The sequence below is a fragment of the Zoogloea sp. genome, assembly GCF_030157465.1.
In the GTDB taxonomy this organism is placed as follows: domain Bacteria; phylum Pseudomonadota; class Gammaproteobacteria; order Burkholderiales; family Rhodocyclaceae; genus Zoogloea.
Genome location: NZ_JAOAUU010000005.1, coordinates 63,905 through 77,534, shown reverse-complemented (window position 1 = coordinate 77,534; position 13,630 = coordinate 63,905). Strand labels below are relative to the sequence as shown.

The following is a 13,630-nucleotide window of genomic DNA, read 5'->3' as shown; positions in this document are numbered from 1 at the left end:
ACCACCTCACTTCAGTCCGAGGGCTACGGCAGCGCGGTGAGCCTCACCGCGCTTGCCCTTATTGACTCCGTTCAGCACGCACAGAACGGTGCGGTAGTTGAGCCGATGCTCCTCAGCGAACTGCTTGAACGATTTACCTTCTTTTTCCAGCTTCTTTTTGACTTGATCCGGGCTCATGGCTAACCTTGTGTTGTTGTGTGTTGTTGTGTGTTGGTGTGATGTATTGTTCCAAATATGGAACATAACGTCAACCGATGGAACACACTTTTTTAGGACGCTTGCCGCATGGACACCATTGGGAAACGGCTACGTGCCGAGAGAACGAGACTTGGCTTCAACATTCGCGACTTCGCAGAAAAGGGCGGAGTCGGAAGCGGGACTCAAAGCAGATACGAGAATGATCAAGGCGTCCCGGATTCGGACTATCTCAATCGAGTATCCGAACTAGGGGCGGAGATCTTCTGGATAATGCGAGGGTCGGAAGAGGACGAAGTGGCACGCGACAAGCGAGTGGCGGCTTACTCTCCCGAGATTCGAGAAATGGTTGCGAACTACGAACGCTGCCCACCAGAAATACAACAATCGCTAAGGACTATTGCTGCAGCGTCAGCAGGGCTGAAAGACGAAAATAATCTGCCCAGCCAAGTCCACAGAGAAGAGGAAGGTTGATCTATTGCGATGTCGCAGAAACACTGAACACGATTTGTCGAAGCAGACTTGAATTCGACTTCGCGGCAGTGATCAACAAAAAGGAAACGGGATGAGATTGATCTTAGCCAGCTTGGTGATTTTTGCGCTGATTGCCTGCAGTAGCGAGCCGAAGGACTTTCCCGTCACCAAAGATGGAATAAAGACCATTTCCGCCTCGATCATGAACGTATCGATCACGCCTCAGATCGACCCGAGGCAGGTGTATGTGGACGTGACGGTGAAGAAAGACCCGTTGACAGGCGGTGCACAGGACTGGAATTCCGTCGCGGACGAAGTGCATTACTTGGCTTCAAGGCTGTTCAGCAAGCCCGAGGTAGCCCGCGTTCGAATTTCCTTTAAGTCGCCTGAAAACAAAGGGCTAGAGTGGGCTGTTTTCTTTATCCGCCAAAGCGATCTACCTCAAGGATGGCGGGGTATGAACTACCTACAGTTCTTTAGCGTTATTGACCCCATGCCTGGGGCTCTCGATGCAAGCAGATGGCTTTGTGAGTTCTACGAGAAGTACAGCTCGGCGATGCCAAACGGTAAACGCCAAATAAATTGCTCTTCCTGACCCCCAGAAGAGGAAGTTTGATCCGCCGCGACTTGAGCCTCGCGGTTTCAGGTAGCCGGATGGCGCTCTTGGCACTCGCGGTGCTCTAGGCGCTCAATCTCCGGTGCCTGCATTACACCAGCCCTAATCCCAAACCACCCCGCGGGAAACGTTTCCCTCGGTGGCGTGCCTCGCACGCGCGAATAAGCTCCAGTTGTCGTTTTCATAAACCACACCTGGAGTTTCGCCGTGCTTACTGTCAAATCCCCCCGCCTTTTCGGGTGGCTGATCGCCACCCTCCTGCTGTTCGTTGTTATCGCGCTGCTGGCGCCCCAGCAGCTCCCCGTGAGCCTTTACAAGTTGTCCCTGGTCACCATGGCCGGGGTGGTGGGCTATTGGCTCGACCGCTCGCTCTTCCCCTACGCGCGCCCTGATGGGTTGATGGGCTTGGTTGCCGATGACGACCTGGCGACGCTCACGGCGCTGCACCACGATTCCGATGACCCCGACACCCTTGAGCACGCGCTTGACGTAGAAGCGAGCTTCGACCCGACCTGGCCGGGACAGATTGTGTTTGGCATGGCCATGCTGCGCCGGGCGGTGATTGTGGGTTGCGCCATGCTGGCCATGGGTTTGGGGGCCTGACATGAAATACATGATCGGGTATGTGGCATTCGTGCTGCTGTTCGCCGTGGGCCTGAGCACTGTTAGCTCATGCGCACATGCCCAGGTTCCCCGCGAGGCCCTGAAGCACCGCGCCAACCTGGTGCGCATTGCCCATGCCGAGTGGGGCCTGGATGCGCCAGTGGCGGCCTTTGCGGCACAGATCCACCAGGAGAGCGGTTGGCGGGCCGATGCAGTAAGCCGCGTGGGTGCCCAGGGCATGGCTCAGTTTATGCCGGCCACTGCCACCTGGTGGTGCGAGCGCCTGGGCACTGCGCGGGCGGCGTGCCTGCCGGCTAACCCGGTGTGGGCGATGCGGGCGATGGTGGGTTACGACCGCTGGCTGTTTGAGCGGGTGCGCGGGCCTGCCGAGTTCGACCGCCTGTGGGCAGCCCTGCGCAGCTACAACGGCGGGCTTGGGCACTGGCAGGCCGAGTCACGCGCGGCGGGGTCGGTTGCCCGTGCCCAGGTGGATGCGGCGTGTGGGCGGGCCAAGCGCGCCGCCGTGCATTGCACCGAGAACCTGGGCTACCCGCGGCGCATCTTGCTGGTGCTGCAGCCGCGATACCTGGGCTGGGGCCGGGGGGTGGCAGCGTGACAACCCTTGCCACTCTGAAATGGTTGGCCTTTGCCGGTGCGATGACCGGTGGTGCCCTGTTGGGCGGCACTGGCACCAGCCTTTTCTACCGGGCCGAGATTGCCCAAATCGAGGCAGCCGCCGCCACGGCCCAAACGCTAGCCGTGGCTGCCCAGATCCGCCGCACTGGTGAGGCGCAGGCGCTGGCCGATGCGCTGTCGAGCAAGCTGGCCCGCACCGAGCAAGCCCTTTCCAACACTGCCCAGGAGGCATTGCGTGAAATCCCCCGTGTTACGACTGGCCGGCCTTGCCTCCGCCCTGGCGCTGTGCGCCTGCTCAACCCTGCCCGCGGCGCCGGTGCTGGCCCCGTGCCCCCGCCCGCCGGCCCACTTGCTGCAGAGGATGGCCCCGCTGCCTCCGATACCGACATCGCTACCTGGATTGCCGGTGCCCAAGGCCAGTACGAAACCTGCCGAGCCCGGCTCGGTGCATTGATTGATTTTGAGGAGGGATCGCCCCAATGAGCGACAACAACAACCCCAGCGCGGCAGACATTGCGCAACTGAACAACGCCATCGGCAAGCTGACCGGTGCCGTGGAAACCATGCACAGCATCCTGACGGCACGCGTGGCCGACATTCGGACCGATATCCACAGAATGGAGACGGCCCACGCCCACCGGATGGATCGCATCGAGAGCAACGTGTCCGATCAGCTGCGGGCCACCGAGGCCAACCTGGGCAAGCGCATCGAAGGGCTGGACAAGCGCATCGACGGGCTGGGTAGCCGGGTGACGGCGCTGGAGATGGAAGATAAAAAGCTGATCGACAAGACGGCGCGGCTGTCGGCCTTGGGCGGCGGTATTGGCGGTGCGCTGGCAGCGGGCATGGTTGAGCTGATCAAGCGCATATAACAATGGCCCACTCTCAAGAAACCCGGGATACGGTGCGGCGGCTTTACGTTGAGGGCATGCCCCTCAACGGCGCGGCCATCACGGCCGGCGTGAGCTACGACACCGCGCAGGATTGGAAGCGCCGGGCCAAGGCCAAGGGCGACGACTGGGATGACGCGCGGGCGGCATACCGGATCAGCGAGCAGGGTATCGACGACCTTAACCAGCAGCTGGTCGAGGACTTCGCTCGCCAGGTGCTCACGACCACCCGGGAGCTGGAGAACGCAACGATTCCGGCCAGCGACAAAGCCCAGCTGCTGGCCCAACTGGCGGACGCCTACGCCAAGTTCAGCAAGGCGTTTTCGAGGGTGAACCCGCAGTTCAGCGCGCTGGCTGTGGCGCTGGATACCCTCACGCTGGTGGCCGAACACCTGCGCGCCGAAGACCCGGCGGCACTGCGGGCGCTGCAGCCCCACTTTGAGGTGATTGGCCAGGCGATTGGCAACCGTTATGGCTGACAACAAACCCCGTTTAAAGCCGGTTCAAAACCGGCGCGAATTCGACGATGCGCTGGCCCAGCTGGGGGCCGAGCTGCAGACGTGGATTGAGCTGGAGTGCGCGGCGTTCGACACCGACCCGGCGGCGAGCGCTGCACGGCGCGAGCGGGCAGTGATGGACTACGGGTTTTTCTGCAAAACCTATTTTCCGCACTACGTGCCCACGCCCTACTTCTCGTTGTTTCAGCAGTTCGTTTTCAAGCGCTTGCCGGATCTGATCGACGGGCCCACGGATGCGCGCGAGGTGCACCAGGCACCGCGGGGCGAGGCCAAGAGTACTTACGAGACCCAGCTGGGCAGCTTGTGGTGCATCTGCCGGGCCACCTACCTGGCCGGGCGTGGCCTGCCCGCCAAGGCGCGCAAGCATATGATCGGCATCGTGATGAACACCGAGGAGCAATCCACGGAGATGCTGGCGTCGATCAAGGCCGAGCTGGAAGCCAACCCGCGCCTGGCGCAGGACTTTCCGGATGCGGTGGGCCAGGGCCGGGTGTGGCAGGCCACCACGGTGATCACGGCCAACAACATCAAGATCCGGATCGGCGGCACGGGTAAGAAGATGCGCGGCATGAAGCACGGCGCGCACCGGCCGGACCTGATCTTTCTGGACGATCTGGAGAACGACGAGAACGTTCGGGACAAGAGCCAGCGGGAGAAGGTGCAGAGCTACGTGCTGTCGGCAATTGTCGGCCTGGCCGGGCCGGGCGGCGGCATGGACATCTTCTGGGTGGGTACGAGCCTGCACTACGACGCGGCGATCAACCGCGTGAGCCGCAAGCCGGGCTGGCGCCGCCGGGTCTTCCGGTCGATCACCACCTGGCCGGATCGGTTGGACCTGTGGGACACGTGGGAGGGCATCTATACCTCGGCCGCCACCGGCACCGACGAAGAGAAGGAGCAGGCCGAGGCGGATGCACTGGCCTTCTATCAAGCGAACAAGGCCGACATGGAGCGCGGCGCCGTTGTGAGCTGGCCGGAAGTGCGCCCGCTGTACCGGCTGATGTGCATGCGGGCGGTGGATCACACGGCGTTCAATCAGGAGCAGCAAAACGAGGCCGGCAACGATGAGGATGCACCGTTCAAGACTATCCAGTTTTGGGTTAACCGGCTGCCTGAGTGGCTGTTCTTCGGGGCGCTGGACCCGTCGATGGGCAAGAAGAACAAGGCCCGCGACCCGAGCGCGATTCTGGTGGGCGGCATCAACCCTAAAACGTCGATCCTCGACGTGGTGGAAGCGGACATCGCCCGCCGGGTGCCGGACTTGATCATCGGCCGCGCGGTGGAGCTGCAGCAGGAATACCAGTGCCTGATGTGGTCCGTCGAATGCGTGGCCTTCCAAGAATTCCTTTACACCGAGCTGATCAAGCGGGCCGGCATGGTGGGCGTGCCCTTTCCGGCTATGCCGGGGCCAACCGGGCGGGATAAAGAGCTGGCGATCCTGTCGCTGCAGCCCTACACGAAAAACGGGCTGATCCGGCTGCACCGCACGCAATCCACGCTGCTCGAGCAGCTGCAGTTCTACCCCGAAGCGGACCACGACGACGGCCCCGACGCGCTTGAAATGCTGTTCAAGGTGGCAACCGAATTTAACGTCGAATGGAAATACACCAGCGCCGCCCGCAGCACCCGCGGGCGCCGCAGCACAAGCCGGCGATCGGCAGGAGATGACGACGATGACGATTAAAGAGCGGATGGCCGCCCTGGTGGAAAAGGTAAGCGGCAGCGTAAAGCGTGGCCTGCAGGAGATGCAGGTCGGCCCCCGGTCGATGCAGGGCAACACGAACAATTACATGAGCGTGACGACGCTCGACCCGACCACGCTGGCGCAGGCCTTCAGCCAGGCGGACATGGGCTATGTAACCGACCAGGCTGCACTGTTTGAGCTGGTGGAGGAGCAGGACACCCACGTGTATGCCGAGCTGGCCAAGCGCCGCCGGGCGGTGACGGGCCGGCAGTGGCAGCTCAAGCCACCGCGGGACGCCAGCCAGTCGGAGCTGGACCGCACCGCCGAGCTGGCCGACATGCTGCGGGGGATCAAGGGCTTTTCAGATTTCCGCTACGACATGACGGACGCCATCGGCAAGGGCTTCGTGGCGATCGAGATCGAATGGCGGCTGGGCAGCGAGTGGGTTCCGAAGTGCTTCCATTTCGAGCCGCAGCGCAACTTCCGCTTCGGGCAGGACAGCCGGGAGCTGATGTATGTGCGCTCGGGCATTGAAGAGGAGCTGCTGCCCTTCAAATGGGTGCGGCACTTCCACACGAGTAAGAGCGGCTACATCGAGAGCCAGGCGCTGTTCCGGGTGCTGTGCTGGGCCTATGCCTACAAGGCCTACAACGTGCGGGACATGCAGCGCTTTCTGGAGGTGTATGGCCTGCCGCTGCGCCTGGGTAAATACCCGGCGGGGATCTCGGGCACCCAGCGCAACGAGCTGCTCAAAGCGGTGCGCAACATCGGCAACGACGGTGCGGGCGTGGTGCCGGCCAACATGACCATCGACTTCATCCAGGCGCAGGGCGGAGAGGTGGCGGACTTTCTCGACGCGGTGCGCTACTGGGAGGCCAAGCAGAGCATGGCGATCCTGGGCGGCACGCTGACGAGCCAGGCCGACGGCAAGACAAGCACCAACGCCCTGGGCAACGTGCACAACGAGGTGCGGCGCGAAATCATGCTGCACGACGTGGAGCAGAACGACCCGACGGTGACGCACCAGCTGGTGCGGCCGGTGGCGCTGCTGAACGGGATGTTCGCCGAGGACCGCATGCCGGCCTACGAGACCGATGTCACCGAGGCCGTCGACCAGAAGGTGGTGGTGGAGGTGCTCGAGAAGGCGACCGCGCTGGGCATGCAGATCGATGTGGCGTGGGCCCACGGGGCGCTGCAGATCCCCCGCGCCGCCGAGGGCGCCGAGGTGCTGCGCCGGTCGGCCGCTCCCACCGGCAACCCGGCGCCGGCCGACACGGCCCTGGTGCGCCTGGCAGCGCTGGCCCGGGCAGCGAAGGATGGCGACACCACCGGCGCCTACGCGGCCCAGCTGGCCGCGCTGTGCGCGCCTTACGAACAGGCGCAGATCCAGCAGATTGCGGCGGTGGTGGCCGAGGCCGGGGATTTTGCGGAGGCGCTGGAAAAGATCGAAGCGCTGGCCACGCGGCCGGCGGGCAAGGACTGGGCCGAGGCGCTGGCACTGGGGCTGGCGGCGGCGAATCTGGCGGGGAGGAGTGAGGTATGAACGCGTTGAACAGCGAATTCCGTCCTATGAGCGAGGCGCCCAAGGACGGATCTGAGATTCTGCTGGTGTTCGCAGAGGAGGCGGAAGTTCTCGGGAAGCAGTGCGGTCAGGTGAGAGCTGCGCACTGGACGAATGGTGACTGGTCGATAGCGTACTGGAAGAGAAATCCACCTATCGGCTGGATGCCGCTTCTCTCCAATGGGAGCAAGGTGCTGAGCGAGCGCGACCTGCTCCGGGCGGCGCTGGCCCAGCTGGTCGGGGCGAGCAGCCGGGCCGAGCTGGAAGGCCTGCGCACGGTGCTGAGCGCAGTGCCAGCGTCGAGCGCGGATAGAGCTGCGATGGATGCGGCGATTGATGCGCTGCTGAAGACCTGCCCGGAGGGTGCGTGATGGACGAGCGCGGGATTACTCACTTCTGTCTTGGAAACGGCGCTCTTAAATGCGACGGATGCGACAAGGAGAAAAACTGGCAGACCCTGAATCAGCTTCCTGACGCGCTTCGGCTGTCAATCCAGAAGTCGGCAGCGCGCATCGACGACACGGAGTGCATTTTGGCCGGTCGCCCCTGGCACGGCGGCAATCAACCCACGAAAGGCGCGTGATGGAACTCATCTTGATCATTGCTTCCGGTCTCGCTCTCTACCTGATCGTGCGCACCGTAGCCCGCTGGGCCGTGCTGCGGGACATCGCCCGCTGTGAGCGGCGCCGGGCCGAGCGCGAACGGGCGACCCTGGCCAGCTACCGCGCCAACACCATCCCCGGCCACCGTCCGGCCTCGGCGGACAGCTCCGCCACCTCCACCCCGACCACGCCCAGCGCCTGGGACGCATTCGTCCCTGCGCCGCGGGATGCCGACCCGGCACCTGCCGTGCCCCACGTGTATTCGAGCCCGAGCCTGCATGGCGCGGGCGGGTCGTTCGCGGGCGCAGGGGCATCGGGCAGCTGGGAGCCGTCGAGCTGCGGCGGGTCGGACTATTCGAGCAGCAGCGACAGCGGGTCGAGCTGCTCTTCGTCTTCATCTTCGGGGAGTGATTGATGCCGGCACGAAAACTGAAACCGATTGAGGAGCGCGACCCGCAGGCCGCACGGATCATGGAGGCGCTTGATCGGCTGCATGGGCTGGAGAGCGAAGGTGTCTCAGTCGGGCCAGCGCTCAAGCCCTACGGCCGGCAGAAAGAATGGCTCACGCCCGAGCTGCTCCACAGCGCGCCGGCTGCGCAGTTCTGCATGGTCAATGGGAGGCATGGCGCGCAGCTGGATCACCCTGGCGGCGGGCCACTCAGCTGGGTGAGATGCCCGCCATCGGTGATCGACGTGTGTGGGGTGCGACGCGTGAATGGAAAATGGCACTGGCTGGTGACGGCATGAAAAAGGTGTGGCGCTACGAGGTGGAGAGGGGCCGCTTTTTCTTTGCGGCCAAGCTCTGCTTCGAACCTTGGTTTTTCACGCTCGCAAACGGCCTGCGCGCCGTTCATCTGTTCCGCCTTGGCTGGATTGAAAAGCCGGGTGTGCCGGGCGTTCGAATCTATCAAGCCACGCTCCTGTGGCTGTCACTTCAGGTGAGCTTCTGATGCCCGCATCCCCCGCCCAGCTCCCGTTCCGCGAGGCGATCGACTTCTATCGCGGCAAGCTCAAGCTGCCCAGCGCCGGCTGGACGGACATCTGGCAGCAGCAGCACAGCCAGGCGTTCGTGATCGCTGGCGCCAGCCACGATGCGCTGGTCGAGGATTTCTACAACGCGGTGCGCAAGGCGCAGGAGGAAGGCACCGGCTATGAGGCCTTCCGCAAGGACTTCGACACCATCACCGCCAAGCACGGCTGGGCGCACACCGGCACGCCGGGCTGGCGCTCGAAGATCATTTACGACACCAATATCACCCAGGCGTACAACGCCGGGCGCTACCAGCAGATGCAGGCGGTGAAGCACCTGCGGCCCTACTGGGAGTACCGGCACACGCCGGGTGAGCATCCGCGCCTCACGCACCTGGCCTGGGACGGGCTGATCCTGCCGGCGGATGACCCGTGGTGGAGCACCCACTTCCCCCAAAACGGCTGGGGCTGCAAGTGCCGGGTCAATTCCCTGTCTCGCGTGGAGGCCAGCCGCAAGTGGGACGCGGCCGGCAAGGCCGGCCCCGACCAGGCGCCGGAAATCGAATGGGAAGAGAAGACCGTCGGCAAAAACGGTAGCCAGCCCCGCACGGTGCGGGTGCCCAAGGGCATCGACCCCGGCTTTGCGTACAACCCCGGCCAAGCCTGGCTGGAGCCGCACACGGTGCCGCCGCTCACCGGCTACCAGGCGGTGCTGGCCGAGCGCGGCGCGGCCCCGCTTCCGATGCGCCTGCCGGCCCCCAAGCCCACGCCGGTGCCGGGCAGCGCGCTGCTGCCGGCCAGCACGGCGCCGGAGCGGGCAGTGTCGGATTTTCTGGATGTGTTCGGGGCCACGATGGCCCAGGGCGCAGTCTTCGAAGACGCCACGGGCGCGGCGGTGGCGATCACGAAGGCGCTGTTTGACGACGGCGGCAAGGGCTTCGGGTGGATGGCCGGCGCCGGGATGGTGGAGAACATCAACCTGCTGGCTATGACTCTGATCGAACCTGATGAGGTGTGGTGGCACTGGGAGCGCGACACGGGCGAGGCTGGCCGGTGGCGCCTCAAGCGGCGCTACCTGCGCGCCTTCCAGGTAGAGGGCGAGGAGCAGACGGGCGTGGTCGCCTTCGAGTGGGGGCGGACGGGCTGGCGCGGCAAGCGGGCCACGATGGCGGCCGGCACCGAAGCGGAGCGCGAGGCCCTGGTCAATAAGTACCGGATCGGGCGCCTGGTGCACAGCACGGCGGGGGATTGAGCGTGGATTTCAACATCAAGTTCGACACCCAGCACCTGAGCAAGGTGCTCGAAGCCGCCCGCCGCGAGATCGCCACGCCCCAGGAGATGCTGGGCAGCGTGGGCGAGACGCTGCTGCGGGTCAATCAGGACCGCCACAAGAAGGGCCTCGCGCCCGATGGCACGCCCTGGAAGCCCCTGGCTGCGGGCACGATCGCGAGCGAGGCTTGGCGCAAGCAGGATCAGTCGTTCCGCGACGACAAATCCACCAGCGTGGCCGCTGGGCGCAAGGCTGCGGCGCGGCGCCTCTTATATGTAAACGGTGACCTGCTGCGCTTCCAGTACCAGGTGACCGGCAACGAGCTGCACCTGGGCACCAACGACCGCAAGGCGGTATGGCATCACGAGGGCACCGGCACCCACGGCCCCAAGGGCGCCCCCTACGTGATCAAGCCCGTAAATAAAAAAGCCCTGGCGTTCGCAGGGCGTGTCGTGAAGCGTGTCGTTCATCCCGGCATCCCGGCCCGCCCGCTGGTGGGCTACCCGGAATCGGATGAGCAGCTGGTCGGTGAAGTTCTGACGGACCACCTCACCGCAGTATTGAGGGCCGTTCGGTGATCGAATAAACGGGGTTTGAAGGGGGAAAAACTCCGTTTTCCGGAGCCGAGTTTCCGGGTTTTTCTCGGCAAAAATTCCGTCTTTTACCCCCTACGCTGTCCAGAAATCAGGATTCGTGTCCAATTATCGAATCCCGCGCCCAGAGCGACTTTTGGGCCAAATTTAGTTCTTTAACCTGTCCGATTTCTCCCCCCTCCCTTCTCCTGGTAGAAAAGCTGATGGTAGGCGTGCTGGCCGACAGTCCCGGGCCCGCCGAAAATGATGGGTGCGGTTTGCCAGCTGACTGGCTTGCCGCTGCGATCGACGGATTTTCCGTTGCTCTCCATTTCGAGTTGCTGGAGGTAGGCGGGCAGGCTGCGCAGGCGGTGGCTGTAGGGCAGCATTGCGTGGCTGTCGATGCCGAGGAAGGTTGCATTCCAGATGCCGAGCAGGGCGGCCAGTACGGGCAGGTTGGTCGCGAACGGCGCGCTGGCAAAGTGTGCATCCATGCTGCGTCCGCCGGCGAGGAATTCGTCGAAAGCGTCTGTGCCGAAGGCGAGCATCAGCGGCAGGCCGATTGCCGACCACACCGAGAAGCGTCCGCCAACCCATTCCGGCATCGGGAAAATGACGTCTGCCATGATGCCGAAATCACGGGCGGCGGCGACGTTGTTGCTGATGGCAACGAAATGCCGCGAGATGTCAGCGCCTTCTCCAAGTGCGCCGGTGAGCCATGCGAGCGCTGTTCTGGCATTGAACAGGGTTTCGGCCGTGGAGAAGCTCTTGGAGGCGACGATGAAAAGTGTCTCTTCCGGATTGGCTCGCTGCAGGATTGCTTGAATCTCGGAGGGATCGATATTGGCGGCGAAAGACAACTCGAGGCGCTGCGGAATCGAGGGCGCGAAGGCTTCTGCCAAGAGACGGGGGCCGAGATCGGAGCCACCAATGCCGATGTGGACGACATGCCTGATCCTGCGGCCCGTGGCGCTGACTGCGTCACCCTGGTGAACCCTGTGTACGAATTCCTTGAGGCGCTTGCGCGTGGCTGAAATTTCGTCACGGGCTGCGACAGGCGTGCGCTCGAAAAGCCGTGCGGCGCAGTGAAGGACGGCCCGGCGTTCCGTGAAATTGACCAATTCGCCTGACAGCATTGCGTCAATGCCGGCCCGAAGACTCGCCTCGTCGGCCAGCGCCAGGAGGTCGGCCATGACGGCGGAGTTGATCTGCTGTTTCGAGTAATCGAGGAGCAGTCCGTCGCTGGCGCACGAGAAACGCGCAAAACGATCTGCATCATGCTCGAACGCCTCGCGCAGGGTGCGTGCGCCGATTGCTGCAGCGTGGAGTCGGAGGGCGGAGGCGGCGGTGCTTTGGTCCAGGCGGAAAGGCAGGTGATCAGTCACGGCGATAAAGTCTGAAAATCTCGGCTTTGCGCCCACCACCAAGGCGGCGCTCCCACATCATGACGCCCTCACCCCGGATGTTTCGTGGGTTGCCGCCGGTGTTATAGGTCAACAGCATTTTACATCCGGTGGCCGCGCCGTATGGACGGGTACGGATGTCAGCGAAATAATCCAGTGCGGCGCGTTGTGTATCGCCGAGGCCTTTGCGGGCGATGCAGCCTTGTTCCTGCTTGGCCAGAACGGCTCCGAGTTCGCTTGCTACCGGCTGGTAGTTCTTGGTGTAGGCGAACCAGGGCTGCCAGAGTGTGACCGCGAGGCACCACAGGAGGGTCATGCCAAGCGCCCAGTTGGTTGTGCCGCGCACGGGGGTGCGCCGGGTCAGCATTGGCAGGAAAATCAGGGTCAGGCTTATAAGGGCGCCGATCAGGCCTCCCCAGGCCAGGCTTACGCCGGGAAAATCGGGCGCCATTTTTGCGACCTGGCGGGCCAGCCCTGGCGGCCAGCCAAAATGCAGGGCGCTCCAGCCGAGCCAGACGAGCAGCGCAAAAAAGGTGAAGGCCATCACGCCGAACCAGTCGAAGGCGTTGGCTGCGCCGCGGCGCAGGCTCGCAACCCCAAGGGCGGCCAGCAGGCATAGCGGCGGGAGGATCGGGAGCGCGTTGGCGGGGCGGAGGTTGCCGGTTGTTGCTACAACGATGAGGGCCAGCAGGGCTGCCGTGATGGGGAGCGCCAGCCCGAGTGTTGTCAGCGATTGTCTGCCGCGCCAGATGCCCCAGCCCGCGATGGGCCACAGCGGCCAGGCGAACCAGCCGAGGAGTTGCAGGAGCTTGTCGAACTCGGCCAGGTGGGAGGCGTGGGGCAGTGCGGCGACGAGTTCGTCCTGCCACCACGGGGCGAGTTCGCCCGGGTGTGTCAGGGCGATGCCAAGCAGCCAGGAGCCGCCGATGAGGGTTGCGACTGCGAGACCGAGGGCCGTGCCGCCGAAAATCGTGCGTGTCCGGCAGTCGGGGCACAGCACGGGGGCAGCGAGCATGACCGGCAGTGTCAGCACCACGCCGGGAAGGCCGCCCGCGAGGAAGGCCAGGCCGCTTCCGATGCCGGCTTCGAGTCCACCGTGGACGGGGCGATCCTTTATATGGGCCAGCCCGGCGTAGCACAGGGCCATGCCTGCCAGTTGGGCCAGCATCGGCTGGGTTTCGTGGGCATGGACCACCAGGCCGACGGAGCCGAGCCCGAGCAGGATGGCGGGCGAGAACGCGGCCGCGCCGTAAAGGCGTTTTGCGGCAACGCCGATCCAGTACAGGAAGGCCGCGGTGAACACGCTGCTGGCAAGGCGGGCGGCGTCGTGAACCGGAATCCACCCACCCAAGGCCTTGGCCAGAATGGCGCCGACCCAGTAGTAGAGCGGCGGGTAATCGTGAAAGGGCTCGCCAGCCAGCTCGGGCAGCAGCCAGCTGCCGCGGGTCAGGATGGCGTGGATGGGCCCCAGGTGGGTGAGATCGTCACCGCGCCACGGAAGGTGTCCGGTGGCGCCGACGAGCAGATACACGGCGATGAGCAATACCAGTGGCCAGCCCTCGAAAGAGGCCGGCAGGGTGAAGCGGGGGGCGGCGTTGGGCATGGCTTGGGCGGCTCGGTCGGTGTGCCTGTAGCGT

Annotated in this window: 19 protein-coding genes; 16 read left to right on the top strand and 3 right to left on the bottom strand. The window is 64.2% G+C overall.

Annotated features, from left to right (window positions below; all coding sequences use genetic code 11):
- Window positions 1-6: 6 nt before the first annotated feature.
- Window positions 7-177, bottom strand: coding sequence for a DNA-binding protein (locus tag Q1W26_RS01165; protein ID WP_300434751.1), 171 nt, complete (start codon window positions 175-177; stop codon window positions 7-9).
- A gap of 108 nt (window positions 178-285) precedes the next feature.
- Here Q1W26_RS01165 and Q1W26_RS01160 point away from each other — a divergent pair, with 108 nt between their 5' ends.
- From Q1W26_RS01160 to Q1W26_RS01085, 16 genes are all read left to right on the top strand, one after another.
- Window positions 286-669, top strand: a complete 384-nt coding sequence (locus Q1W26_RS01160) for a helix-turn-helix transcriptional regulator (protein ID WP_300434748.1) — start codon at window positions 286-288, stop codon at window positions 667-669.
- Between the two features lie 91 nt (window positions 670-760).
- Complete coding sequence (locus Q1W26_RS01155) at window positions 761-1,264, top strand: hypothetical protein (protein ID WP_300434746.1); 504 nt, start codon at window positions 761-763, stop codon at window positions 1,262-1,264.
- 228 nt (window positions 1,265-1,492) lie between these two features.
- The gene (locus tag Q1W26_RS01150) at window positions 1,493-1,888 is read left to right on the top strand and encodes a putative holin (RefSeq protein ID WP_300434744.1); all 396 of its coding nucleotides are present in this window, start codon (window positions 1,493-1,495) and stop codon (window positions 1,886-1,888) included.
- Between the two features lies 1 nt (window position 1,889).
- Complete coding sequence (locus Q1W26_RS01145; protein WP_300434742.1) at window positions 1,890-2,504, top strand: transglycosylase SLT domain-containing protein; 615 nt, start codon at window positions 1,890-1,892, stop codon at window positions 2,502-2,504.
- Window positions 2,501-3,007 (top strand): hypothetical protein, encoded by a 507-nt coding sequence (locus Q1W26_RS01140; RefSeq protein WP_300434740.1) that lies wholly within the window; start codon window positions 2,501-2,503, stop codon window positions 3,005-3,007. Before Q1W26_RS01145 ends, Q1W26_RS01140 begins: the two co-directional genes overlap by 4 nt.
- Window positions 3,004-3,396 carry a hypothetical protein gene (locus tag Q1W26_RS01135; protein WP_300434738.1) on the top strand — a complete coding sequence of 131 codons (393 nt, stop codon included), beginning with the start codon at window positions 3,004-3,006 and terminating at the stop codon, window positions 3,394-3,396. Before Q1W26_RS01140 ends, Q1W26_RS01135 begins: the two co-directional genes overlap by 4 nt.
- A 2-nt stretch (window positions 3,397-3,398) precedes the next feature.
- A complete protein-coding gene (locus Q1W26_RS01130; protein ID WP_300434736.1) occupies window positions 3,399-3,893 on the top strand; it encodes a DUF1804 family protein in 495 nt (164 codons plus the stop codon).
- Window positions 3,862-5,616, top strand: coding sequence for a phage terminase large subunit (gene terL, locus Q1W26_RS01125; RefSeq protein ID WP_300434734.1), 1,755 nt, complete (start codon window positions 3,862-3,864; stop codon window positions 5,614-5,616). The genes Q1W26_RS01130 and terL overlap by 32 nt, the downstream gene beginning before the upstream one ends.
- Entirely contained in the window at window positions 5,606-7,159 is a 1,554-nt protein-coding gene (locus Q1W26_RS01120) for a DUF935 family protein (RefSeq protein ID WP_300434732.1), read from the top strand. The genes terL and Q1W26_RS01120 overlap by 11 nt, the downstream gene beginning before the upstream one ends.
- Window positions 7,156-7,548 (top strand): hypothetical protein, encoded by a 393-nt coding sequence (locus Q1W26_RS01115; RefSeq protein ID WP_300434729.1) that lies wholly within the window; start codon window positions 7,156-7,158, stop codon window positions 7,546-7,548. The genes Q1W26_RS01120 and Q1W26_RS01115 overlap by 4 nt, the downstream gene beginning before the upstream one ends.
- Window positions 7,545-7,760 (top strand): hypothetical protein, encoded by a 216-nt coding sequence (locus tag Q1W26_RS01110; protein ID WP_300434726.1) that lies wholly within the window; start codon window positions 7,545-7,547, stop codon window positions 7,758-7,760. The genes Q1W26_RS01115 and Q1W26_RS01110 overlap by 4 nt, the downstream gene beginning before the upstream one ends.
- A complete protein-coding gene (locus tag Q1W26_RS01105; RefSeq protein ID WP_300434723.1) occupies window positions 7,760-8,194 on the top strand; it encodes a hypothetical protein in 435 nt (144 codons plus the stop codon). The genes Q1W26_RS01110 and Q1W26_RS01105 overlap by 1 nt, the downstream gene beginning before the upstream one ends.
- Entirely contained in the window at window positions 8,194-8,526 is a 333-nt protein-coding gene (locus tag Q1W26_RS01100; RefSeq protein ID WP_300434720.1) for a hypothetical protein, read from the top strand. Before Q1W26_RS01105 ends, Q1W26_RS01100 begins: the two co-directional genes overlap by 1 nt.
- Window positions 8,523-8,729, top strand: coding sequence for a hypothetical protein (locus tag Q1W26_RS01095; RefSeq protein ID WP_300434717.1), 207 nt, complete (start codon window positions 8,523-8,525; stop codon window positions 8,727-8,729). The genes Q1W26_RS01100 and Q1W26_RS01095 overlap by 4 nt, the downstream gene beginning before the upstream one ends.
- Entirely contained in the window at window positions 8,729-10,000 is a 1,272-nt protein-coding gene (locus Q1W26_RS01090) for a PBECR2 nuclease fold domain-containing protein (protein WP_300434714.1), read from the top strand. Before Q1W26_RS01095 ends, Q1W26_RS01090 begins: the two co-directional genes overlap by 1 nt.
- A 2-nt stretch (window positions 10,001-10,002) precedes the next feature.
- The gene (locus tag Q1W26_RS01085; RefSeq protein ID WP_300434712.1) at window positions 10,003-10,596 is read left to right on the top strand and encodes a phage virion morphogenesis protein; all 594 of its coding nucleotides are present in this window, start codon (window positions 10,003-10,005) and stop codon (window positions 10,594-10,596) included.
- A 170-nt stretch (window positions 10,597-10,766) separates the two neighbouring features.
- Here the strand turns inward: Q1W26_RS01085 and pgi are convergent, their stop codons facing one another.
- Entirely contained in the window at window positions 10,767-11,975 is a 1,209-nt protein-coding gene (pgi, locus tag Q1W26_RS01080; RefSeq protein ID WP_300434710.1) for a glucose-6-phosphate isomerase, read from the bottom strand.
- Window positions 11,968-13,596 (bottom strand): hypothetical protein, encoded by a 1,629-nt coding sequence (locus Q1W26_RS01075; RefSeq protein ID WP_300434707.1) that lies wholly within the window; start codon window positions 13,594-13,596, stop codon window positions 11,968-11,970. The genes pgi and Q1W26_RS01075 overlap by 8 nt, the downstream gene beginning before the upstream one ends.
- Between the last annotated feature and the right edge of the window lie 34 nt (window positions 13,597-13,630).